The sequence below is a fragment of the Mycobacterium sp. UM_Kg1 genome (assembly GCF_000972925.1).
Classification (GTDB): Bacteria; Actinomycetota; Actinomycetes; order Mycobacteriales; family Mycobacteriaceae; genus Mycobacterium; species Mycobacterium hiberniae.
In genome coordinates, this window is record NZ_JRMK01000031.1 from 1 (window position 1) to 23603 (window position 23603).

Annotated in this window: 20 protein-coding genes and 1 pseudogene; 7 read left to right on the top strand and 14 right to left on the bottom strand. The window is 69.2% G+C overall.

Going from position 1 to position 23603, the window contains the following annotated elements:
* From LI92_RS24600 to LI92_RS07160, 3 genes and pseudogenes are all read right to left on the bottom strand, one after another.
* A pseudogene (locus tag LI92_RS24600) lies at positions 1-71 on the bottom strand (dethiobiotin synthase); the annotation flags it as partial.
* Positions 68-1228, bottom strand: a complete 1161-nt coding sequence (locus LI92_RS07155) for an 8-amino-7-oxononanoate synthase (RefSeq protein ID WP_046317505.1) — start codon at positions 1226-1228, stop codon at positions 68-70. The gene LI92_RS07155 and the pseudogene LI92_RS24600, both read right to left, overlap by 4 nt.
* Positions 1229-1269: 41 nt before the next feature.
* Entirely contained in the window at positions 1270-2562 is a 1293-nt protein-coding gene (locus tag LI92_RS07160) for an adenosylmethionine--8-amino-7-oxononanoate transaminase (protein ID WP_152665370.1), read from the bottom strand.
* A gap of 162 nt (positions 2563-2724) precedes the next feature.
* Here LI92_RS07160 and ripD point away from each other — a divergent pair, with 162 nt between their 5' ends.
* The 3 genes from ripD to glgX all read left to right on the top strand — a co-directional run bounded on the left by ripD (position 2725) and on the right by glgX (position 7864).
* Positions 2725-3348 carry an NlpC/P60 family peptidoglycan-binding protein RipD gene (gene ripD / locus LI92_RS07165; protein ID WP_046317507.1) on the top strand — a complete coding sequence of 208 codons (624 nt, stop codon included), beginning with the start codon at positions 2725-2727 and terminating at the stop codon, positions 3346-3348.
* Positions 3349-3440: 92 nt separating this feature from the next.
* The gene (sucT, locus tag LI92_RS07170) at positions 3441-5651 is read left to right on the top strand and encodes an acetyltransferase SucT (protein ID WP_192829998.1); all 2211 of its coding nucleotides are present in this window, start codon (positions 3441-3443) and stop codon (positions 5649-5651) included.
* A gap of 50 nt (positions 5652-5701) precedes the next feature.
* Positions 5702-7864 (top strand): glycogen debranching protein GlgX, encoded by a 2163-nt coding sequence (glgX, locus tag LI92_RS07175; RefSeq protein ID WP_046317511.1) that lies wholly within the window; start codon positions 5702-5704, stop codon positions 7862-7864.
* Positions 7865-7867: 3 nt separating this feature from the next.
* On the opposite strand, the gene ilvA is transcribed toward glgX, so the two are convergent.
* Positions 7868-9157, bottom strand: coding sequence for a threonine ammonia-lyase IlvA (ilvA, locus tag LI92_RS07180; RefSeq protein ID WP_046317512.1), 1290 nt, complete (start codon positions 9155-9157; stop codon positions 7868-7870).
* A 28-nt stretch (positions 9158-9185) separates the two neighbouring features.
* Positions 9186-9623 (bottom strand): nitroreductase family deazaflavin-dependent oxidoreductase, encoded by a 438-nt coding sequence (locus tag LI92_RS07185; protein ID WP_046317514.1) that lies wholly within the window; start codon positions 9621-9623, stop codon positions 9186-9188.
* 71 nt (positions 9624-9694) lie between these two features.
* On the opposite strand from LI92_RS07185, the gene LI92_RS07190 reads away from it, so the two are divergent.
* Complete coding sequence (locus tag LI92_RS07190) at positions 9695-9892, top strand: hypothetical protein (RefSeq protein ID WP_046317517.1); 198 nt, start codon at positions 9695-9697, stop codon at positions 9890-9892.
* Here LI92_RS07190 and LI92_RS07195 read toward each other — a convergent pair.
* Positions 9879-10739, bottom strand: coding sequence for an enoyl-CoA hydratase/isomerase family protein (locus LI92_RS07195; protein WP_286134912.1), 861 nt, complete (start codon positions 10737-10739; stop codon positions 9879-9881). The genes LI92_RS07190 and LI92_RS07195 overlap by 14 nt on opposite strands.
* Positions 10740-10770: 31 nt before the next feature.
* Here LI92_RS07195 and LI92_RS07200 point away from each other — a divergent pair, with 31 nt between their 5' ends.
* Positions 10771-11604, top strand: a complete 834-nt coding sequence (locus tag LI92_RS07200) for a class I SAM-dependent methyltransferase (RefSeq protein WP_046317522.1) — start codon at positions 10771-10773, stop codon at positions 11602-11604.
* A gap of 10 nt (positions 11605-11614) precedes the next feature.
* On the opposite strand, the gene LI92_RS07205 is transcribed toward LI92_RS07200, so the two are convergent.
* Complete coding sequence (locus LI92_RS07205; RefSeq protein ID WP_046317524.1) at positions 11615-12337, bottom strand: hypothetical protein; 723 nt, start codon at positions 12335-12337, stop codon at positions 11615-11617.
* 220 nt (positions 12338-12557) lie between these two features.
* Positions 12558-16109: a DNA polymerase III subunit alpha gene (gene dnaE / locus LI92_RS07210; RefSeq protein WP_046317526.1), complete on the bottom strand. Its 3552-nt coding sequence runs from the start codon at positions 16107-16109 to the stop codon at positions 12558-12560.
* Between the two features lie 138 nt (positions 16110-16247).
* Between dnaE and LI92_RS07215 the strand changes: the two genes are divergently transcribed.
* Entirely contained in the window at positions 16248-16487 is a 240-nt protein-coding gene (locus LI92_RS07215; RefSeq protein ID WP_046317528.1) for a dodecin family protein, read from the top strand.
* Positions 16488-16517: 30 nt separating this feature from the next.
* On the opposite strand, the gene LI92_RS07220 is transcribed toward LI92_RS07215, so the two are convergent.
* Positions 16518-17438 carry an RluA family pseudouridine synthase gene (locus tag LI92_RS07220; RefSeq protein WP_046317530.1) on the bottom strand — a complete coding sequence of 307 codons (921 nt, stop codon included), beginning with the start codon at positions 17436-17438 and terminating at the stop codon, positions 16518-16520.
* Positions 17439-17445: 7 nt separating this feature from the next.
* A complete protein-coding gene (gene lspA, locus LI92_RS07225) occupies positions 17446-18024 on the bottom strand; it encodes a signal peptidase II (RefSeq protein WP_046317532.1) in 579 nt (192 codons plus the stop codon).
* A gap of 30 nt (positions 18025-18054) precedes the next feature.
* Here lspA and LI92_RS07230 point away from each other — a divergent pair, with 30 nt between their 5' ends.
* Entirely contained in the window at positions 18055-18993 is a 939-nt protein-coding gene (locus tag LI92_RS07230; RefSeq protein WP_046317534.1) for an asparaginase, read from the top strand.
* Here the strand turns inward: LI92_RS07230 and LI92_RS07235 are convergent.
* From LI92_RS07235 to LI92_RS07250, 4 genes are read right to left on the bottom strand one after another with little or no spacing between them, the layout of a single operon-like run.
* Entirely contained in the window at positions 18974-20350 is a 1377-nt protein-coding gene (locus tag LI92_RS07235) for a DNA polymerase IV (protein WP_046317536.1), read from the bottom strand. The two genes, LI92_RS07230 and LI92_RS07235, sit on opposite strands and share 20 nt — an antisense overlap.
* A 46-nt stretch (positions 20351-20396) precedes the next feature.
* On the bottom strand, positions 20397-20738 hold the full coding sequence (locus LI92_RS07240; RefSeq protein ID WP_046317539.1) for a DUF732 domain-containing protein: 342 nt from the start codon (positions 20736-20738) through the stop codon (positions 20397-20399).
* A 48-nt stretch (positions 20739-20786) separates the two neighbouring features.
* Positions 20787-22133 carry a PPE family protein gene (locus LI92_RS07245; protein WP_046317541.1) on the bottom strand — a complete coding sequence of 449 codons (1347 nt, stop codon included), beginning with the start codon at positions 22131-22133 and terminating at the stop codon, positions 20787-20789.
* Positions 22134-22151: 18 nt separating this feature from the next.
* Positions 22152-23393: a PPE family protein gene (locus LI92_RS07250; RefSeq protein ID WP_046317543.1), complete on the bottom strand. Its 1242-nt coding sequence runs from the start codon at positions 23391-23393 to the stop codon at positions 22152-22154.
* Positions 23394-23603: the final 210 nt, after the last annotated feature.

Below are 23603 nucleotides of genomic sequence, written 5' to 3' on the forward strand. Positions count from 1 at the left end.
CAGGCCAGTGCCGCGGTGGCGATCGTCTTGCCCACCCCGGTGCCCGTGCCGGTGATGACCAGCACCGTCATGATGACGCCACGGCGGGGTGATCGCGCAGGACATCCTGCAGCACCCGCCGGGCCAGCTCCAGATCGGCACCGGTCAGCGACGCCCGCGCGGTCAACCGCAGCCGCGAGGTGCCGGCCGGCACGGTCGGCGGCCGGAAGCAGCCCACCCGCACGCCGGCATCCAGGCACGCGGCCGCTGCCGCCACCGCCACCTCCGGGTCGCCCAAAACGACCGAGACCACGGCGGATTCCGGCTGCGGGCCCACCTCGCAGATCTCGGCCAGCACGGCGGCGTGCCGCAGCACGTCGGTGGCGCGCGACGGCTCGGCGATCAGCACGTCCAGGGCGGCCGAGGCCGAACCGAGTGCCGCCGGGGCCAGACCGGTGTCGAAGATGAACGAGCGGGCCGTGTCGATCAGGTGGTCACGCACCTCCACCGGCCCGAGCACCGCCCCGCCCTGGCTGCCCAGCGCCTTGGACAAGGTCGTGGTGATCACGATGTCGGGTGCGGCGGCCAGCCCGGATTCGTGCACCAGCCCGCGGCCGCCCGTGCCGCGCACCCCCAGCGCGTGCGCCTCGTCGACGATCAGCAGCGCACCGTAGCGGCGGCATACCTCGTGCAGCTGCCGCAGCGGGGCCAGCGCTCCGTCGGTGCTGAACACCGACTCGGTCAGGACCACGGCGCGGTCTTCGGCGCGCGAGGCCAGCGCGGCGGCCACAGCGTCGACGTCGCGGTGCTCGGTGACCACGACCCGGGACCGGGACAGCCGGCACGCGTCGACCAGCGAGGCGTGGCAGTAGGCGTCGGACACCACCAGTGCGCCCGGGCCGGACAGGCTGACCACCGCGCCCAGGTTGGCGGTGTAGCCCGACGAGAAGACCAGCCCGGCGGGCGCGCCCACGAAGTCGGCTAACTGCTGCTCGAAGCGCTGATGAAGTTCGGTGTTGCCCGTCACCAGCCGGGATCCGCCGGCGCCGCCGCCCCAGGTCTGCAGGGCCTCGATGCCGCCGGCGATGACGGCGGGGTGCGTGGCCAGGCCCAGGTAGTCGTTGGACGCCAGGTCCAGCTCGGTCGCGACGACGGGCCGCACCCGCAGGGAACGCCGCAGGCCGTCCTTCCGGCGCCGCTTCGCCACCTCGGCCAGCCAGGCCAGTGGTGACAGATCGGTGCGGGTCACGCGGTGCTCCCTGTGCTGTCTCGAGGCGACTTGAACACCGTTCAGGCTAAGGCATGCGCCACGGCCACCATCGCGCCGCCGATGCGGGCGATCTCGTCAGGCGTACACACATACGGCGGCATCGCGTAGACCAGGTTGCGGAAGGGCCGCAGCCACACCCCGTGCTCCAGGGCGACCGGCGTGGCGACGGCCAGGTCCACCGGTTGCCGGCATTCGATGACCCCGATGGCGCCGCGGACCCGCACGTCGGCGACGCCGGGCAGCTGCCGTGCGGGGTCCAGGGCGTCGGTCAGCCCGGCCCCGATCCCGGCGACCGCCGCTCGCCAGTCCTGGCTCAACAACAGTTCGGTGCTGGCGACCGAGACTGCGCACGCCAGCGGGTTGGCCATGAACGTCGGGCCGTGCATCAGGGCGCCGGCCTCGCCACTGCTGATGGTGTGGGCGACCTCCGCGCTGCACAGCGTTGCGGCCAGGCTGAGGTAGCCGCCGGTCAGCGCCTTGCCCACACACATGATGTCGGGGCTGACCCCGGCATGGTCGGCGGCGAACAGTTCGCCGGTGCGGCCGAAACCGGTGGCGATCTCGTCGAAGATCAGCAGTACGCCCTGGCGCGTGCAGGCGTCCCGCAGATCGGTCAGGTAGCGCGGATCGTGGAACCGCATTCCGCCGGCGCCCTGCACCACCGGCTCGACGACCACCGCAGCCACCTCGTCGCGGTGCTGTTCCAGTCGGGCCTCAAAGGCGGCGCTGTAGGCCGGGTCGTAGTGCCGCGGCACCTGTGGGGCGAACACCTGGTCCGCCAGGACGTCGCGCCACAGCGAGTGCATGCCGCCAGCGGGGTCACAGATGCTCATCGGGGTGAAGGTGTCCCCGTGGTAACCACCGCGCCAGGTCATCAGCCGGTGTTTGGCCGGGCGGCCGCGCGCGCGCCAGTACTGCAACGCCATCTTGACCGCGACTTCCACCGACACCGACCCGGAATCGGAGAAGAACACCGTGTCCAGCCCGGCCGGGGTGATCTCGACCAGCAGCTTGCCCAACCGGGCGGCGGGCTCATGAGTGAGCCCGCCGAACATCACGTGGCTCATGGTGGCCAGCTGTGCGGAGGCCGCGGCATCCAGGGCAGGGTGGCCGTGGCCGTGGATCGCCGCCCACCAGGAACTCATCGCGTCGAGCACGTCGTGTCCCGCGTCGTCGCCGGCCAGCGTCAGATACGCGCCGCGGGCGCCCAGCACCACCGCCGGCCGTAGGGTCTCGGCGCCGATAGTGCTGTACGGGTGCCAAAGATGGGCGGCGTCGATGGCGCTGATCTGGTCGGGAGTCAACGCGGACATGCCTGACGACAGTACTGGCCGGCGGCGTAACCGTTGGGTCACAGGTTGCGCAATTTCTCTCCCACGACCGCTGCACATGCCTATGCGGCAGGTAACCTCTGTGACAGAAGTGATTAGTGATACTGCCGTGAATACCGGCCCGAGGAATTGGGGGTTGCTCCGATGAAACGCGTCTGCGCTACCGCGATCGCACTGGCGGCGGCCCTGGCCCCGGCGACGGGTGCGGCGCCGGCCTACGCCGACCCGCTTTCACAGACCACCCAGAACCAGCTCATCGAGCGGGTGATCCAGCGGGCCCTGTCGCAGCGCGGAGTGCCCTTCGTCTACGGCGGCGGCGACATCAACGGGCCCACCAACAGCGCCCGCGCCCGGGCCGCCACCACCCGCAGTGCGCTGACCGACCTCACCGGCCGCGCCCTGCCCACCGGTCCACTCGCGACCGGCAGCACCACCGCGGGCCTGCCGGGCACCACGTCGGCTCCCAGTGACGACTTCGCAGACACCACCACCGTCGGCTTCGACGCCTCAGGCCTGATCCAGTACGCGTTCGCCGGTGCCGGCATCAAGATGCCCCGCACCTCCGGCGAGCAGTGCAGTGTCGGCCAGAAGGTGCCGCCTGCGCAGGCCCGCCCCGGCGACCTGCTGTGCTACGGCCCGGGTGGCTCGCAGAGCGTCGCGCTGTACCTGGGCAACAACCAGATGATCGAGGGCACCAGCCCCGCCGTGACGGTCTCCCCGGCCCGCACCACCAACATGGTCCCGTACCTGACCCGGGTGCTCGGCTGAGGCTCCCGGGGGGCAGCACAACCCACTCGATGGACATCACAACGCGCGGAGTGCGGTTTCCCCAGGACGATTAGGTAGATTATCGGGCGATCATGATTGCCCTGTCTCCCTCCCGACCGGCGGTAACTCCTGTCGCGGGATCTGCCGCGGGGCCGGTTCGCACCCCTGGGCCGGCCGTCACGATGGGCAACCGCAAAGCGGGCTTCTACCGTCACGACCTCGACGGTCTGCGGGGCGTCGCCATCGCCTTGGTCGCGATCTTTCACGTCTGGTTCGGCCGGGTCTCCGGCGGGGTCGACGTCTTCCTGGCGCTCTCGGGCTTCTTCTTCGGCGGAAAGCTGCTGCGGGTCGCCGTCAAGCCCGGTTCGTCGCTGTCGCCGATCCCCGAGCTGATCCGGCTGGTCCGCCGACTGCTGCCCGCGCTGGTGGTGGTGCTGGCCGCCTGCGCCGTGCTGACCATCCTCATCCAGCCGCAGACCCGCTGGGAGACCTTCGCCGATCAGAGCCTGGCCAGCCTGGGGTACTACCAGAACTGGGAACTGGCGCGCAGCGCCGCGGACTACCTGCAGGCCGGCGAGGCCGTGAGCCCGCTGCAGCACATCTGGTCCATGTCGGTGCAGGGCCAGTTCTACCTCAGCTTCCTGCTGCTGGTCTTCGGCTTCGCCTACCTGCTCAGGCGGGTGCTGGGCAGCCGTCTGCGGGCCGCGTTCGTCGTGTTGATCACCGCACTGACGGTGGCCTCGTTCTGGTATGCGATCGTCGCGCACCAGGCCAACCAGACCCTGGCCTACTACAACAGTTTCGCCCGCGCCTGGGAGCTGCTGATCGGCGTGCTGGCCGGGGCGCTGGTCCCCTACATTCGCTGGCCGATGTGGCTGCGCAACGTGGTCGCCACCGTCGCGCTGGCCGCCATCTTGAGCTGTGGAGCGCTGATCGAGGGAGTCCGGGAGTTCCCCGGCCCGTGGGCACTGGTGCCGGTGGGCGCCACGGTGGCGTTCATCCTGGCCGGCGCCAACCGGGCCGCCCAGCCGAGCACCGCCGCCAAACTGCCCTGGCCCAACCGGTGGCTGGCCTCGGCGCCACTGGTGACCCTGGGGTCGATGGCCTACTCGCTGTACCTGTGGCACTGGCCGCTGCTGATCTTCTGGCTGTCCTACAGCGGAAACCGCGATGCCGGCCTGCTCGACGGCGCGGTGATCCTGGCGCTGTCGGCGGTGCTGGCCTACCTGACCACCCGGTTCGTCGAGGACCCGCTGCGCTACCGCAACCCGGTCAGCGCCGACCCGGCACCGGTGGTGCGGCCCCGCTGGCGCAGGCCTGCGGCCGGCTGGTGGCGCCGTCCCACGATGGTGCTGGGCTCGACGGTGGTGTTGCTGGGAGTCGCGTTGACGGCGACATCGTTCTCCTGGCGCGAGCACGTCACCGTCCAACGGGCCAGCGGCACCGAACTGGTCAAGCTCAGCAAGGACGACTACCCCGGCGCTCGCGCGCTGCTCAAGCACAAGCGGGTGCCCAAGCTGCGGATGCGGCCCACCATCCTGGAGGCCAAGAAGGACCTGCCACGGTCCACCCGGGACGGTTGTATCAGCACGTTCACCAATCCGGACCTGATCAACTGCACCTACGGGGATCCCGAGGCGACTCGCACCGTCGCGCTCGCCGGCGGATCGCACGCCGAACACTGGCTGCCGGCCCTGGACATCCTGGGCCAGCGCCACCACTTCAAGGTGGTCACCTACCTCAAGATGGGCTGTCCGCTGTCCACCGAGAAGGTTCCGCTGATCATGGGCAACAACGCGCCCTACCCGCAGTGCTACGACTGGGTGCGCAAGACCATGGACAAGTTGATCGCCGACCGGCCCGACTTCGTGTTCACCACCGCCACCCGGCCCTGGAACATCAAGCCGGGCGATGTCATGCCCGCCACCTACATCGGGATCTGGAAGCAGTTGTCGGACAACAATATTCCGATCCTAGGTGTCCGTGACACCCCGTGGCTGTTGCACGACGGCGAGCCGTTCAAACCGGCGGACTGCCTGGCGTCGGGCGGTGACGCGGACTCCTGCGGGGTGAAACGCTCGGAGGTCCTCGTCGAGCGCAACCCCACCCTGGACTTCGTCGGCAAATTCCCGCTGCTCAAGCCGCTGGACCTCTCCGACGCCGTCTGCGACAAGGAGATCTGCCGCGCCGTCGAGGGCAACGTGCTGGTCTACCACGACTCGCACCACCTGTCGGCCACCTACATGCGCACCATGACCGGAGAGCTCGGTCGTCAGATGGGCGAGGCCACCGGCTGGTGGTGAACCCGGCCGCGCTCGGCGGCGTATGCGGGGAGAGCGGATAAGGTCAAGCGATGTCGCCGGCTGAGCCGGGCCCCGAGCCCACTGTGTCCGCGCCGGCAGTCTGGCCCGGAAGCAGCTACCCCCTCGGCGCGGTGTACGACGGTGCCGGCACCAACTTCGCGCTGTTCTCCGAAGTGGCCGAACGGGTGGAGCTGTGCCTGGTCGACGACCGCGATCACACCGAGACCCGGATCTGCCTCGACGAGGTGGACGGCTATGTCTGGCACGCCTACCTACCCGGAATCGGTCCCGGCCAGCACTACGGTTTCCGGGTACACGGACCTTTCAACCCGTCCGCGGGTCAGCGCTGCGATCCGGGCAAGCTGCTGCTGGACCCGTACGGGAAGGCCTTTCACGGCGCGTTCGACTTCGGTCCCGAGCTGTTCTCCTACGACCTGTCCGACCCCGACGGCGAGCGCCCTGCGCCCGGACTGGACTCGCTGGGCCACACCATGACGAGCGTCGTGATCAACCCGTTCTTCGACTGGGCGAACGATCGGTCACCGCGCACCCCCTACCACCAGACCATCATCTACGAGGCGCACGTCAAAGGCATGACGCAGACGCACCCGGGCATCCCGCCGGAGCTGCGCGGCACCTACGCCGGACTGGCGCACCCGGTGATCGTGGACCACCTCAAGTCGCTGAACGTCACGGCCATCGAACTGATGCCGGTCCACCAGTTCCTGCACGACCAGCGACTGCTGGAGCTGGGACTGCGGAACTACTGGGGATACAACACCTTCGGGTTCTTTGCGCCGCACAACGAGTACGCAGCCAACCGGCGGCCCGGCAGTGCGGTCGCCGAATTCAAGGCGATGGTGCGCTCGTTCCACGAGGCGGGCATCGAGGTGATCCTCGACGTGGTCTACAACCACACCGCCGAGGGCAACCACTTGGGGCCCACGCTCAACTTCCGCGGTATCGACAACGCCGCCTACTACCGGCTCGACGAAGCCGATCTGCGGCACTACACCGACTACACCGGAACCGGCAACAGTCTCAATGCCCGCCATCCCCACACCCTGCAGCTGATCATGGACTCGCTGCGCTATTGGGTGACCGAGATGCACGTCGACGGCTTCCGCTTCGACCTGGCCTCGACCCTGGCGCGCGAGCTGCACGACGTCGACCGACTGTCCGCTTTCTTCGATCTGGTGCAGCAGGACCCGGTGGTCAGTCAGGTGAAGCTCATCGCGGAGCCCTGGGATGTCGGCGAGGGCGGCTACCAGGTGGGCAACTTCCCCGGGTTGTGGACGGAATGGAACGGCAAGTACCGGGACACCGTGCGCGACTACTGGCGCGGCGAGCCCGAGACGCTCGGCGAGTTCGCCTCCCGGCTCACCGGCTCCTCAGACCTGTACGAGGCCACCGGGCGCCGTCCCAGCGCCAGCATCAACTTCGTCACCTGCCACGACGGGTTCACGCTGGCAGACCTGGTGTCCTACAACGAGAAACACAACGAAGCCAACGGCGAGGACAACCGCGACGGCGAGAGTCACAATCGGTCGTGGAACTGCGGCGTCGAAGGCCCGACCGACGATCCGGCCATCCTGGCGCTGCGGGCCCACCAGGCCCGCAACATCATGGCGACCCTGCTGATCAGCCAGGGCACCCCGATGATCGCGCACGGCGACGAGATGGGCCGCTCCCAACGCGGCAACAACAACGTCTACTGCCAGGACTCCGAACTGTCCTGGATGGACTGGACTCTGCTCGAGCGCAACGCCGATCAGGTGGCGTTCACCCGAGCCATGACCGCGCTGCGCACCGCGCACCCGGTTTTCCGCAGGCGCCGGTTCTTCGAGGGCAGGCCGATCCGCGGCGGCGACGAGGTGCGCGACATCGCCTGGCTCACCCCGGCCGGCCATGAGATGACCCAGCAGGACTGGGGTAGCGAGTTCGGTAGGTGCGTCATGGTTTTCCTCAACGGCGAGGCACTGCCGGAGCCGGACGCGCGCGGTGCGCGGATCGTCGACGACTCCTTTCTGCTGTGTTTCAACGCCGCCGAGGAACCCGTGGAGTTCGTCACGCCCAACGCCGACTACGCGCAGGTGTGGGCCGCGGTGATCGACACCGCTCATCCGGCCGGCAGCACCGAGCTGGTGGTCGACGCCGGTACGGCCCTGACGGTGCCGGGACGCTCGTTGACCGTCCTGCGTAAGAGCCGGTGAGCTTTACAGCAGGTAGCGGTAGGCCGGTGAGCCGGGCTCGAGCGGCTCGACGTGGATCTCCGAGGTGCGCATGCGCTCCAGCAGCCCTTCGAGATCGGCAGACGACCCCAACTGCACCCCGACCAGAGCCTCACCGGTCTCGCGGTTGTTGCGTTTGACGTACTCGAACAGCGTGATGTCGTCGCCGGGCCCCAGGATCTGGTCGAGGAAACGCCGCAAAGCGCCCGGTTCCTGCGGGAAGTCGACCAGAAAGTAGTGCTTGAGGCCCAGGTGCACCAGGGAGCGTTCCAGGATCTCGCCGTACCGCGAGACGTCGTTGTTGCCGCCGGAGATCAGGCAGACCACCGTCGAGCCGGGCGTGACCTCGGCCTCCAGCAGGCCGGCCACCGACAGGGCGCCCGCGGGTTCGGCGATGATCCCCTCGTTCTGGTACAGGTCGAGCATCGCGGTGCAGACCGCGCCTTCGTCGACGGCGGTCACCGACACCATGTCGCCGGCTCCGGACAGCACCGAGAAGGGCAACGCCCCGGCCCGCCGGACGGCCGCGCCGTCGACGAACTGGTCGACATGATCCAGGCTCACCAGCTCCCCCGCGGACAGCGCCGCCATCATCGAGGCGGCGCCGGCCGGTTCCACGCCCAGCACGGCACTGGTGGCGGTCCGCTCCGCCAGGTAGGTGGTGATGCCCGAGATGCATCCACCGCCGCCCACCGGCACCACCACCAGATCCGGCTCGCGGCCGAGCTGGTCGAGGATCTCCACCGCGATGGTGCCCTGACCGGCCATGGTCCGCAGATCGTCGTAGGGCGGAACCAGCGTGGCCCCGGTGCGAGCCACATCGGCCAGGGCCGCCTCGGCGGCCAGCTCGTAGGTGGCGCCGCCGACGATCAACTCGATGAAGTCGCCGCCGTGGTAGCGGATGCGGTCCCGCTTCTGCTTGGGGGTCTTGGCCGGCACGTACACCCGGCCGTGCACTCCCAGCGACCGGCAGGCGTAGGCGAAGCCCTGGGCGTGATTGCCGGCCGACGAGCACACCACCCCGGCGGCCAGCTCGGCGTCACTGAGCTGGACCAGCAGGTTGTAGGCGCCGCGCAGCTTGTAGGAACGCACCGACTGCAGGTCTTCGCGCTTGAGGTACACCTCGGCACCGGTCAGTGCGGAGAGCCGGTCGTTGCGCTGCAGCGGAGTGGCTGCGACCACGCCGGCGATCCGCTCAGCCGCCGCGTCGATGTCGGCCGCGGTCAACGGACCGGGGCGGGAGCTGGCTCGGCGGCGGCGTGGTTCGGCGGACACCGCAATATGGTGTCACCCAGCAGCGGGTTCAGCCCACTGGGGTCAGCACGAAAACCGGGATCTGCCGGTCGGTCTTCTCCTGATACTCGGCGTAGTAGGGAAATGCGTCGACGGCACGCTCCCACCACCGCGCCTTTTCCTCGCCGAAGACCTCGCGGGCTTCGTAGTCCCCGGTGACCGGCCCGTCCTGCAGCTCGACCCGCGGATTCGCGGCGACGTTGTAGTACCAGACCGGATTCTTCGGCGCGCCGCCCAGCGAGGCGACGATGGCGTACTGACCTTCGTGCTCCACCCGCATCAGCGGGATCTTGCGCAGCTTGCCCGACTTGGCGCCGACCGTCGTCAGCAACACCACCGGTTTGCCCTTCATCTCGGTGCCCTCGGTTCCCCCCGACGCCATGTACTTCTCGGCGTTCTCACGCGACCAGGCCCACGGGCTGGGCGCATATTCTCCGCTCAACGGCATGTGCCACAGCCTAACGCCGCATCGTGGAGTTCGCCTGGCCGAACTTTTGGTTGTCAGCTACCGTTAAAACCATGGCAAGCGGGCATTCCAGAGATCACGTGGCGATCGCCGGCGTGCCCTGGCCCACTTACAAACTGGTCGCGCTGGCTCTCGGGTTTCTGGCCCTGGTGGTGGTGGGCTCGCTCACCTCCAGCGCCGCCGCCGCCGTGCTGACCGCCGCGGGCGTGTGCACCGTGGCCTGGCTGATGCTGGCGCTTACCCAGCAGTGAGCCCGCTCCCACGGTGGGTGGTCCGTTCCAGATAGGCCGCGGCCGCGGCCCGCGATTCGGGGTCCTGCAGGGCGGTGACCAGCGCATCGGCATCGTTCCAGCTGCGCATGGTCCCCACCATGCCCTCCGTCACGGCGTTGACCTGCCTTTTGGTGCCACCGAGGGTGAGTGCGGACTTGCCGGTCAACTGGCCGGCCAACGCGTGTACCGCGGCGTCCAGATCGGCCTGGGGCACGACGCGATTGAGGAATCCGATTTCCTTGGCCTCGGCGGCATCCAGCGGCCGGCAGGTCATCACCAGTTCCTTGGTGAGCGCGGGACCGATCTCGCGGACCAACCGCGGAATTCCGCCCCAGGCCAGCGGAATGCCCAGGTCCACCTCCGGAATCGAGAAGCGCGTGCCTTCGGCCGCCACCCGCAGATCGCAGCACGCCGCCAGCACTACCCCACCGCCCACGCAGTGTCCGTGCAGCCGGGCCACCGTCACCGCCCGCATCGCCTCGACGGCATCCGCCATCCGCCGGCCGGCGTCGGCGGCCTCCCGCAGGGCCGCGCCGTCGTGGGCGGCGGCGGCGAACGCAGCCAGGTCGGCCCCGGCGCAGAACGCGCGGCCGGCGCCGGCAACGATCACCACCTTCACCGCCGGCCGGGCGTCGAACCAGTGCGCGGCGGCCACCAACTCCTGCAGGGTCACCGGGCTCAGCGGGTTGAGCTGGTCCGGGCGGTTCAGCGTGATCGCGCCGAGCATGCCGTCTGCCGACACCACCAGCGTGGCGGCCCGCAATGTGTCCATGGCGTCGAAGTTAGCGCCGACGCGGGGCCCGGGCGCGACATTGCTCTTACGCATCCCGGCGGCGGGTATCGCTTACGGTGGGCCCATGCCGACAACCGTCTCCGAGTTCAGCCCGGTGGAGCAGACCGCGTTCCTGACCGCCTCTGCGCGTGCACTCGACTGCCGGGCCGCCGCCCCGATCCTGGGTGATGCGTTCTCCGAGCGGGTTGTCGGGCAGATCGACTACGACTTCGCCGCGTTGCGGATTCCGCCCAGTGTGGTGCGCCAGACGGCGCTGCGGGCCAAGATGCTCGACGAGCGGGTCCGTCGGTATACCGCTGCCCACCCCGACGCGGTGGTGGTCGACCTGGGCGCCGGGCTCAACGAACCGTTGGCCCGGGTGCAGCCGCCGGCCGGCGTGGGCTGGTACAGCATCGACCTGCCGCGCGTGATCGCGCTGCGCAACGAAATCGTGCCGGCGCAGCCGGGCGAGCACGCCGTGGCCGCCGATCTGACCGGCGGGGACTGGGCGGCGGGCATCCCGGCGGGACGGCCCACCATGGTGATCGCCGACGGATTGTTCGCATTCCTCACCGAGCCGCAGGTGATCGCGCTGATCGGCCAGGTGATCGACCACTTCGGCAGCGGCGAGCTGGCGTTCAACGACTACGGCCGGGTCGGGGCACTCAGCTCGCTGGGCATGCGGCTGGCACCGCGCGGAATGTTCGCTCTGCTGCGCCAGGTGTGGGCCAATCCGGGCTTCACCGACCCGCGCACTCCGCAGCGGTGGGAGCCGCGCCTGCGCCTGGTCGAGCAGGCCTGCTTGGCACATGCAACCGAGGTGGATTCGTTTCCCGAGCCCGCCCGCACCCTGACCCGGCTGGCCGGGCGGTTCAAGTCCGCCGCCGGCCGGGCACGGGTGCTGCGCTACAAGTTCTGAGCAGGGCGTTCTAGAACGTCGCCAGCGACGAGCCGAGGTAATCGCCCGGGTCGAAATCGAGGTCGGTGAACGGATCCGCCGGGATCAGATAGTCCGGCACCTCGGGCACCCACGGGTGGAAGAGACTGTTCCACAGGAACAGGTCGTCGTCGCCGATCGACAGGTAGGCCGCGGAGGCGAAGTTGATGGGGTCGGTCACCACCGTGTAGCCGAAGTCGCCGGCGGACATCACCCAGTAGTTCAGGTCGTGCGGCCCCACGCCGTTGATGGTCAAGTTGGTGAAGTCACCGATGTTGATCTGGTAGATCGAGCTTCCGGACAGATAGCCGTAATCGCCCAGCACACCCAGGTCGAAGCCCTCGGGCAGGTCAGGGTTGGCGACGAACTCGCTGAACTGATAGGCCGAGGTGGAGTAGAAGACGTTCCAGAAGTCCTCGATCTTGACGGTGTAGGTCCCCACATCGATCGCGTTCTCACCGTCGGTGTAGGAGATGGTGTAGGGCTGGTCGCCCTTCCAGTCGGTAATGAACGGACGCACGCCCTGGTAGGTCCAGTCGCCGTCGCGCAGATCACCCATCACCATGCAGACGGCTTCGTTGCACGTCTCATAGGTCCCTCCGTCGAGGAACGGGTCGCCTGCCGCCTTAGCGGTCGCCGTCGGAAGGATCAGGGCGGCGAACACGGCCGCAGCGCCGATCCCGAGCAGATTGAGAAGACGACCCGAACCACCCATGAGGACCTCCCTGTGCGCTCATACCGGCCTGCGGCTCGACAGCGTTGAACATTACGATTGTGTTACAGCATTGATATCCTATGCTAATAGCACTCTTGGGTAAAGCATCAAATTTCCTCACAGCCGGGGACTTTCCGGCCAAGACTTGCCGAACCTCCGCCGGCAGGCCTGCGCGCCGGGCAGGGCTGCACGACCCGCTACCGCTGTTGCGCTGCGCCGGTCAGCCGCCCAGGCAACCGGGGCCCAGCAGCGCCTTGAGATCGCCCATCAGCGCCGAGGACGGCGTCACCCGCAGCGACGGATCCAGCTCCAGTACGGTGATGCGCTCGCCGCTGATGAGCCGCAGCTGTACCTGCGCCGTGCCGGGATGCCGGGTCAGCACCTGCTTGAGCGCGCTGACTTTGTCCAGGGTGCACTGCCGCGTGGGGAGGCTGACCGCCAACGGCCGGTCGGCGGCATTGGCGGAGAAGTCGGGCACCACCAGCTCGTTGGCGATCAGCGAGATCCGGTCGTCACGGATATTCACCTTGCCGCTGACCAGCACCACCGCGTCGTCGGCGACCTCTGCCCCGTAAGCGGAGTAGGTCTGCGGAAAGAACATCACCTCGATGCCGCCGGTGAGATCCTCCAATTGCGCCGAGGCCCAGGGCAGTCCGTTCTTGTTGACGCGACGGTTCACCGAGGCCAGGATGCCGCCGACCCGCACTTGGGTATCGGCGGCGACGTCCCCCTCCAGGATGGCCGGGATCTGGGTGTCGACCTGGGCGGCCAGCAGGTGCGCTATGCCGTTGAGCGGGTGCCCGGAGACGTAGAGTCCGAGCATCTCTCGCTCCAGGGCCAGCTTGTGCTTGTCGGCCCACTCCTCGTCGGGCACTTTGATACCGAAAACGGCGTCGGCGCCGGTGTTTTCGCCGTCTCCCCCACCGAACAGGTCGAACTGGCCCACCGCCTCGGCCTTTTTGGTGCCCAGCACCGAGTCCACCGCGTCGGTGTGCACCAGGAACAGCCCCTTGCGGGGGTGCCCCAGCGAGTCGAAGGCACCGGCCTTGATCAAGGATTCGGTGACCTTCTTGTTGCACGCCGCGATATCGATCTTGTTGAGGTAGTCGGAGAAGTCGATGAAGCGGCCCTTGTGATTCCGGGTCGCGATCAGGGAGCTGACGACGTTGGCGCCGACGTTGCGTACTGCACCCAGCCCGTAGCGGATGTCTTCGCCCACCGAGGCGAAGTTCAGCTCGGACTCGTTGACGTCCGGCGGCAACACGGTGATTCCCAGCCGCCGGCAGTCGGCCAGGTACACCGCGGCCTTGTCCTTGTCGTCACCGACCGATGTCAACAACCCGGCCATGTATTCGGCCGGATAGTTCGCCTTCAGATAGGCCGTCCAGTACGACACTAGTCCGTAGGCGGCCGCATGCGACTTGTTGAACGCGTACCCGGCGAACGGAAGGATGGTGTCCCACAACGCTTTCACGGCCTTCTCGGAGAACCCGTTGGCCGTCATCCCCTCATAGAAGCCTTTGTACTCGGCTTCGAGCACTTCGAGCTTCTTCTTGCCCATGGCTTTACGCAGCGCATCGGCTTTGCCCATCGTGTAGGAGGCGACCTTCTGGGCGATGAACATGATCTGCTCTTGGTAGACGATCAGGCCATAGGTCTCCGACAGGATGCTGCGCAGCGGCTCCTCGAGCTCGGGGTGAATGGGCTTGATGACCTGACGGTTGTTCTTGCGGTCGGCGTAGTCGTTGTGGGCGTTCATGCCCATCGGACCGGGCCGGTAGAGCGCCAGCACCGCGACGATGTCGTTGAACTCGGTGGGCTGCATACGGCGCAGCAGGTCACGCATCGGGCCACCGTCGAGCTGGAACACCCCCAGGGTATCGCCGCGCCCCAGCAGTTCATAGGTCGCGGGATCATCGAACGGCAGGGTGTCCAAGTCCAGATCGATGCCCCGGTTGGCTTTGATGTTCTCCAGACAGTCGCCGATGATCGTCAGGTTGCGCAGGCCCAGGAAGTCCATCTTCAGCAGGCCGATTTCTTCACACGACGGGTAGTCCCAGCCGGTGATGATGGCGCCGTCCTGCGGGCGCTTCCACAACGGGATCGCGTCGATCAGCGGCTCGGAGCTCATGATCACCGCGCAGGCATGCACGCCGGCGTTGCGGACCAGGCCTTCCAGACCGCGCGCCGTCTCGTAGATGGTGCGCACGTCGGGATCGGTATCGATCAAGGCCCGAACCTCGGCGGCCTCCTTGTACCGCTCATGGTTCGGGTCGGTGATACCCGACAGCGGAATGTCCTTGGCCATGATCGGCGGCGGCAGCGCCTTGGTGATCCGGTCGGCGATTGCATAGCCAGGTTGGCCGTAGTGGACGCGGGCCGAGTCCTTCAGCGCCGCTTTGGTTTTAATGGTGCCGAAGGTGATCACCTGGGCCACCCGGTCACTACCCCACCGCTCAGCGGCGTAGCGCACCATCTCGCCGCGGCGGCGGTCGTCGAAGTCGATGTCGATATCGGGGGCCGACGGCCGTTCCGGGTTGAGGAAGCGTTCGAAGAGCAGCCCGTGCGGAATCGGGTCGATGTTGGTGATGCCCAGCGCGTAAGCCACCAGCGACCCGGCAGCCGATCCGCGGCCCGGGCCCACCCAGATGTTGATCGAGCGCGCGTAATTGATCAGGTCCGCCACGATCAGGAAGTACGACGGGAAGCCCTTGCCGCAGATGACGTCGATCTCATAAGACGCCCGATCGGTGTACTCCTGCGGTACGCCGGCCGGGAACCGGCGCTGCAGACCGGCCTGCACCTCATGCCGCAGCCAGGAACCCTGGTCGTGGCCCTCGGGAACCGGGAACACCGGCATCCGGTCGCGCGGGGCCCAGACGTCGGCGTAGGACTGCACGCGCTCGGCGATCAGCAGGGTGGAGTCACAGGCCTCGGGCAGCTCGTGGTCCCACAGCGCGCGCATCTCGGCGGCCGACTTCAGGTAGTAGCCGTCGCCGTCGAACTTGAACCGGGTGGGATCCGACAGGGTCTTTCCGGTTTGGACGCACAGCAGGGCTTCGTGGTTGCCGGCGGCCTCACGGGTGACGTAGTGGCAGTCGTTGGTGGCCAGCGTCGGAATGCCGAGTTTGCGGCCGACCTCCAGCAGACCTTCGCGTACCCGGCGCTCGATGGACAGGCCGTGGTCCATCACCTCCAGGAAGTAGTTCTGCGCGCCGAAGATCTCTCGCCATTTCGCCGCCGCCTCAAGCGCTTCGCGGTCCTGCCCCAGCCGCAGCCGGGTCTGCACCTCCCCGGACGGGCAGCCGGTGGTGGCGATGATGCCCTCGGCGTGCTCGGCGATGATCTCGGCGTCCATCCGCGCCCACTTGCCGAGCTGGCCCTCGAAGGAGGCCAGTGAGGTGAGCCGGAACAGGTTGCGCAGACCGGTGGCGTTCTCGGCGACCATGGTCAGGTGTGTGTAGGCGCCGCCGCCGGAGACGTCGTCGCTCTTCTGGCCGGGATCGCCCCAGTGCACCCGGCGGGTGTCGAACCGTGACCCCGGGGCGATGTAAGCCTCCACCCCGATGATCGGCTTGATCCCGACCTTGGTCGCCGCGTTGTAGAACTCGCTGGCGCCGAACATGTTTCCGTGGTCGGTCATCCCGATCGCAGGCATCTCGAGGCGCTGCGCCTCGGCCAGCATCGGGGCGATCTTCGCCGCGCCGTCGAGCATGGAGTACTCGGTGTGGTTATGCAGGTGCACGAAGGACCGCGACGATGAACTGTCCATAGGACCGCCAGTCTATGGCCGACCACTGACGCAGTCCGGCGTGTCGTGAGCCGTGTCTCTCGCCCCGTCGTTTCCCGGGACAGCGGCCGCCGGTGTGCACTACGTTGAGGTTCGCACTGAAGCGGAGGAGAGTCATACATGAGCGTGTACCGGGTGATCGACATCATCGGGACCAGCCCGTCGTCCTGGGAGAACGCCGCGGCCGAAGCGGTGCACCGTGCCAAGCAGACCATCGACGACATCCGGGTCGCCCAGGTCGTCGAGCAGGACCTCACCCTCGACGACAAGGGCGGGATCGTCTACCGCACCAAGCTGCGCATCTCCTTCAAGATCCGGCCGCCGAAGGCCAAGCCGGCCGAGGGCGAGGCGCAGGCGTAGCCGGCACGTCGGGACTGCCAGGCGCAGCCGTCAGCGCCGCAGGACGTCCAGGGCGTGCTGCAGGTCGGCCGGGTATTCGCTGGTGATCTCGATGTTCCGGCCGTCGCCGGGGTGCGCGAAAGACAGCGATCGGGCGTGCAGCCACTGCCGTTCCAGGCCCAGTTTGCGCGCCAGCGTCGGGTCGGCCCCGTAGGTCAGGTCACCGCAGCACGGATGCCGTAACGCCGAGAAGTGCACCCGGATCTGATGGGTGCGGCCGGTCTCCAGGTGCACGTCGAGCAGGCTGGCGGCGACGAAGGCCTCCACCGTGTCGTAGTGGGTGATGCTGTGCCGGCCGTCGGCGGTGACGGCGAATTTCCAGTCCGGCCCGTGATGGCGGCCGATCGGGGCGTCGATGGTGCCGCTGGAGGGGTCCGGGTGGCCCTGCACCAGCGCGTGATAGCGCTTGTCGACCGTGCGGGCCTTGAACGCTCGTTTGAGTGCGGTATAGGCCCGTTCGGAGATCGCCACCACCATCACCCCGGAGGTTCCGACGTCCAGACGGTGCACGATCCCCTGCCGCTCCGGAACCCCGGAGGTGGTGATCCGATAGCCCGCGGCGGCCAGTCCGCCCAGCACCGTGGGCCCGGTCCAGCCCACCGACGCGTGCGCGGCGACCCCGGCGGGCTTGTCGACGGCGACGATGTCGGCGTCGGAGTACAGGATCGTCATACCCTCGACCTCGGCGGGGGTGTTTTGCAGCGGCGGGGGCGCCTCGGGCAGCCGGACCTGCAACCACGCACCGGCGACCAGCCGATCCGACTTGCCCGCGGCCACGCCGTCGAGCTCCACGTCGCCGTTCTCGGCCAGGGTGGCCACGACGTTCCGCGACAGGCCCAGCAGGCGGGCCAGCCCGGCGTCGACGCGCATTCCGGCCAGGCCCTCCGGGACCGGCATCGATCGTTCCGTCACAGCCGACTCAGGCCTGCTCGCCGCCACCGGCGCGGCGGCCCACCGCGTCGAAGTCGAAGCCGAACACCGACAGCGCCACCAGCAGAATCGCACCGCCCACCACCGCGGGGTCGGCGACGTTGAACACCGGCCACCAGCCGATCGACAGGAAATCCACCACGTGCCCCTGCAGATGCCCCGGCGCCCGGAAGAACCGGTCCACCAGGTTGCCCAGTGCGCCGCCGAGGATCATCCCGAGCCCGATCGCCCACCACGGCGAGACCAGGCGGCGCGACATCCAGATGATGCCGAGCACCACCGAGCTGGCGATCAGCGTCAGCACCCAGGTGTAACCGGTGGCCATCGAGAACGCGGCGCCGGAATTGCGGACCAGAGTCCATGTCACGGTGTCGCCGATGATCGACACCGGCTGGCCCGGCGTGAGTAACTTCACCGCCAGCACCTTGGTGACGACGTCGACCGTCAGCACCACCGCAGCCACCGACAGCAGCAGTCCCAGTCGGCGGCGCGGCGCCGCGGGCTCCACCGGCTGCTGCACCTCCGTCTCGGTCGAGTCGGTTGTCTCCTCAGTCACGACCCCCATCATCCCTTAACCCGCGTGCGGCATGATCGCGGCATGCTGTCACCACGCCTGACCGTCATCACCACCGGCGGCACCATCGCCTGCAGCACCGACAGCGACGGCGCGTTGCGGCCCGGCCGCAACGGTTCGGAGCTGCTCGCCGGCGCCGCTGACGCCGACGTCACCGTGGTGGACCTGATGGCGCGCGACAGCTCTGAGCTCGGTCCGGCCGACTGGTCTGCGGTCCTGGCCGCGATCGGTACCGCGGTGGACTCCGGTGCCGACGGCGTGGTCGTCACCCACGGCACCGACACCTGCGAAGAGGGCGCGCTGTGGCTCGAGCTCGGCTACACCGGGGACGTCCCGGTGGTGCTGACCGGCGCCCAGCGCGGCGCGGACGCCCCCGACGCCGACGGGCCGGGCAATCTGCGCGACGCGTTGGCGCTGGCGGCCGCCCCCGCGGCCCGCGGCATGGGGGTGTTGGTGTGCTTCGCCGGCCGGGTGCTGGCACCGCTGGGCCTGCAGAAGACCACCCTGACCGGCCTGGCCGGGTTCACCGGCCCGCTGCTGGGCACCGTCTCCGACGGCCGGGTCACCCTGACCGGCCACAAGACCCGTCCCGACCTGGCCGTCCCGGCCACGGCGCCACGGGTGGACGTCGTCGCCCTGTACGCCGGCGCGGACTCGGTGGCCCTGGATGCCTGTGCGGGGGCCGGGGCCCGCGGGGTGGTGCTGGCCGGGCTCGGCTCCGGCAACGCGCCGGCGGCGGTGATCGACGCGGTTCGCCGGCACTGCCGGGCCGGCCTGGTGATCGCGGTGTCCAGCCGCGTCCCCGAAGGACAGTTGCGCGCCGACTACGGACCGGGGCGGGCCCTGGTGGCGGCCGGGGCGGTGGTGGTGCCGCGGCTGCGGCCCCCGCAGGCACGGATTCTGCTGATGGCCGCCCTGGCTGACGGCCGGCCGGTCCCCGAGATCATCGACCGGTGGGGCTGATCGGCGACTCGTCGCCGGCCTGCTCGTGGACGTAGTCTCCCCAGTCCAGGCTGTCGACCGGGTCGGCACGGCTGATGCCGGGCTCGTCCTCGGGAAACGTCCGCACCGGTCCCGGACCTGTACTGCGCGTTTCGAATCGGACGGTGACCACCCCGTGGCCGGCGCCCTGCACCCAGCCGTGCCCCAGCTCGCGGTGCCTGACGTCGTCGCCGACGCGCCAGGAAGCCGTACCGGCCACCGACGGCGTCTCCCGCGCCGTGGTGTCCGGGATCGCCGCCCCATCCGGGAACTCCAGGTCCGGGAAGAGCGACTCCTGGCGAACGTCGGTCAGCCCGGAGAATCCGACGCCGAGCAGTCGGATGGGGCCGATCTCGCGCGGGTCGAGCAGCAAGCGGGCAGCCGCCGCCATGAGCGCGCCCGCGTCGGTGGTGGCCAACGGCAGGGTGGCCGAGCGAGTCAGCACACTCATGTCGGCCTTCTTGAGCTTGACCGTCACGGTCCGCGCGCCGCGACCGTCGCGCAGCAGCCGGCGGTGCGCGTGCGCGCCGATCGGGCCGATGGCGGCCCGCAGCTGCTCCAGGGTCGTCAGGTCGACGGCGAAGGTGGATTCGGCGCTGATCTGCTTGGCCTCGGCGCGTTCGGCGACCCGGCGGTCGTCGATACCGCGGGCCAGCCGGTGCAGCGCCGGACCGACGGTGGCGCCGAGAATGTCGGCCGCCTCGGTGTCGTTCAGCGCGGCGAGCTGACCGATCGTGTCGATGCCCAGGCGGTGCAGCCGCTCCTCGGCGACCGGACCGATCCCCCACAGCCGCCGCACCGGGAGCCCGTCGAGCAGCAGCCGCTCCTCGGTTCGGCCGACCACCCGTACCCCGTCGGGCTTGGCCAGGTCGGAGGCGATCTTGGCGATCTGCTTACCCGATCCCGCCCCGACCGAGGCCACCAGGCCGGTCTCCTCGCGCACCCGGCGCCGCAGTCTTTCGCAGAACCGCACGACCTCGGCCTCGTCGGCCCCGGCCAGCTCAGCGGGTTCGCCGAACGCCTCATCGAAGGACAGCTGCTCGACGACCGGGATCTGGGCCCGCACGGTCTCGAAGACCCGGCGGCTGGCCATGCCGTAGACGGCGCCCCGCGGCGGCAGCACCACCGCCGGTGCCCCCACCAGCCTGCGGGCCTGATGCATCGGCATCGCCGAGCGGGCGCCGAAGACTCGTGCCTCGTAGCTGGCCCCGGCCACCACTCCGCGTCCCCCGAGTCCGCCGACCAGTACCGGCCGGCCCCGCAGCGTCGGGCGGGTCAATTGCTCGACGGAGGCGAAAAACGCGTCCATATCCAGGTGCAGGACCCAACGGGCGTCCACGACCGCCAGCCTATTGGGCGCTCCCAGCGCGGGTGGGGATGGATCGCTACTTGGATCCGCCGCCGCCCTTGAGCTGGTGCGGGCAATAGGTTTTGGCCGAGATCGCGGCGAACCGCGCGGCGTCGGCGACGCTCAGCGCGGGATTGGCGTCGGTGATGTCGGTCAGCAGTTCCAGGCCCGACTCGCCGTTGGCCGCCAGCCCGCACAGCGCACGGGCCGCTTCCACGGCCTGAGCCGGGTCGGCGAAGGTGATCCCGACCTGGTTCAGCGATGAGATGAACTCCGCGCTGTCGACCTCGTCGGGCTCTGCGGTACCGGGATAGGCGTGCCCGGGCGCGGCCAGCACCACCGCGGCGGTGGCCACGAGCGGGACGATCAACAACTTCATCGGGAATCTCCTGGAGCGAACCGAAGGCCTTCGCGCAGCGACACGGCGTCAGCCGAGCGCGGAGTTCGGGCCCGCCAGCGCGGCGTCGCCGTCGTCGAGGACGTGCACCGCGTGAATGCCCGGCTTCAACGACAGCTTGGCGACCAGCTCGTCCAGGCCGGCCTGATCAACGTTCCAATGCTGCACGACATCCGGCGTCTGCTGCAACTGGGCGATCACCTGGTCCAGCGGTACCGGCGCGTTGCGGTCGTCGATGTTGGTCGAGACCACGCGTGCCACCGGCGCCACCGTCCGCGTGCGCGCCGCGGGAGCGCCCAGCGCGCCGCCGGCCGCGCTGCCCAGGGCCGCCGGTGCCAGCATGCCCGGCACAGCGCCCGCGGCCGGTGCGGCGCCCAGCGCCGTCTCGGGAAACGACGTGGACGCCAGCTGAATGGCCGACGTCGCGCTGGCCCAGTTCGGCGGCACCGACAGCGCGCCGACCCGCATCGCGCTGGCCGTACTGGCACCGGCGGCGCTGGTGAGCCCCGCGCCCGCGGTCAGGCCGGTGCTGGTCAGGCCGCCTCCGAGTGCGGCTTTGGGAACCGCGGGCAGCACCGCTTTGTAGCCCGCCCGGAACTGGGTGATGCTCATGTTGGTGCTGGCGTGCACCGTGTTGACCCAGGCGGTCTGGCTGCTGGTCCCCGAGATCAACGCCATGTGGGACTCCAGGTAAGACCGCGTTTCGGTTCCGCCGGTCGCGGTGTCGATGAAGTCCTGCCAGCCCTTGTTGTAGCCCGCGGTCATGTCTTGGATCTCTTTGAGGACGCCCTGCAGGATGTCGTGCGGTGTCACCGGGGCGGTCGCCTCGGAACTGCCCGCAGTGGCGTTGGTGGTCTGCGGCGGCTCGGTGAACGACGTGAGGTCGGTGGCGGCCTCCGAGGCGCCGGCGTAGCCGAGCATCGCGGAGATGTCCTGAGACCACATCCGGCCGTATTCGGCCTCGACGGCGGCGATCGCGGTGCTGTTCTGGCCGAGGATGTTGGTGGCCACCAGCGAGGCCAGCTGACTGCGGTTGGCCGCGATCGCCGGCGGCGGCACGATCCCGGCGAACGCCGATTCGTAGGCGGCAGCCGCGGCCGTCGCCTTGGCCGCGGTCTCCTGGGCCTGCGCCGCCGTGGTGGACAACCACGTCACATAGGGAGCCGCGGCGGCCGCCATGGCCGCCGCCGCCGGACCCTGCCAGCCCCCACTGAGGCCCGACAGCGCTGACTGGTATGACGACGCCGCGGCATGCAGCTCGGCGGCCAATCCCGACCAGGCCGCCGCGGCGGCGAACAGCGGGTCAGCACCCGGACCGGAGTACAACTGGCCCGAGATGACCTCGGGGGGCTGCGCGGCAAAACTGTAGAACACCATGAACGCGACCTACTTTCGCTATTTCGCGATCGGCGGGATGACGATGACGGTGGCGGTGGTGGCGATGTCCGGCCCCGTCTGGGTGTTGGTGACGTGGCTGATGGCGCTGATCGCGCGGGTGGAGGCGGCCCCGGCAGCCTGACGCACCGGGGTGCCGATCGCGCGACCGGCCAGGCTCGACAGCGCCATCTGGCTCGCCAGCAGGCTCTCCCCGTTGGCGGCCAGGGCGGGCGCGGCTTCGAGCACGCCGGCCTGCAAGGCCACCGCAGCGGTCTTGGCGGCCGGGACCGCGCTCGCCCAGCTGGCCGGAACCGACATCGACCCGATCAGCCCGGCACGGCCCACCGCCCCCGTCACCGCCGGGGCGACGGAGTGCGATCCGCTCAACATGGAGCTCGTCATCAACGGCGCCAAGGCGCCCGCGATCGGCTTGGGGCTGAGGGTGGACGTCAGGTTGTTGAGCGAGTTGGCCACCGCCGGGATGCTGATGGACATCTGGTAGATGCCGCGGGCCGAATTGATCATGCCCGTGGCATAGGGCCCGTTGAAGGCGCTCAGCGCCGACGACAGGGTCTTCACGATCGCCTGGTAGTCCTCGAAGAGCTGGGTGGGCAGCAACAACGGGTTCAGGGTCATGTTCTGCAGGGCGTCGGGAATCTGGCTGAGCAGGTTCGACAGCGTCGAGTCTGCGGCAGAACCGGCCACCGCCGCGGGCTGACTGAACTGGCCGGTGCCGTTCGTGGTCTCCGCGGGGGCGCTGAACGGAGTGAGCTGACTAGCGGCCGCCGATGAGCCGGCGTAGGCGTACATCGCGGCCGCGTCCTGGGCCCACATCTCGCCGTACTGCGCCTCGGTCGCCGCGATCGCCGGGGCGTTCTGTCCAAGGAAGTTGGTGGCGACCAGCGACGCCAGCAGCGCGCGGTTGGCCGCGATCACCGGCGGTGGCACAGTGGCGGCGTAGGCGGCCTCGTAGGCACCCGCAGCGGCCGTGGCCTTCATCGCCGTCTCTTCGGCCCCGGTCGCGGTGGCTTTGAGCCACGCGGCGTACGGAGCGGCCGCCGCGACCATCGCCGCCGCGGAGGGACCCTGCCAGGCCGAGTCCGCGAGGTCGGCGATCACCGCGGCGTAGGAGGTCGCGGTGTAGTTCAGCTCGGTGGCCATCGCCGCCCAGTTCGCCGCGGCGGCCAGCAACGGCGCCGAGCCGGGGCCGGCATACATGTTCGCCGAATTGACCTCCGGCGGAAGTGCCCCGAAATCCATGAATGCCCCTGCCCCTCATACCCCGGTAATGGACGACCCACCCGAGTCGCGTCCCGCGACGCCCTGCCCGGGTGGGTCGAGAACCAGCCGTAGCCAGCTCGTATTAGCTCTGGAGGTTAATCCGCTGCCGAGGGCCACCGTCGCGGCGTGCGCTGCGGCGCGGGACCGCTACCGGCCCGCCTCGGCTCGTGCCGAGCGGGCATCGGCGCG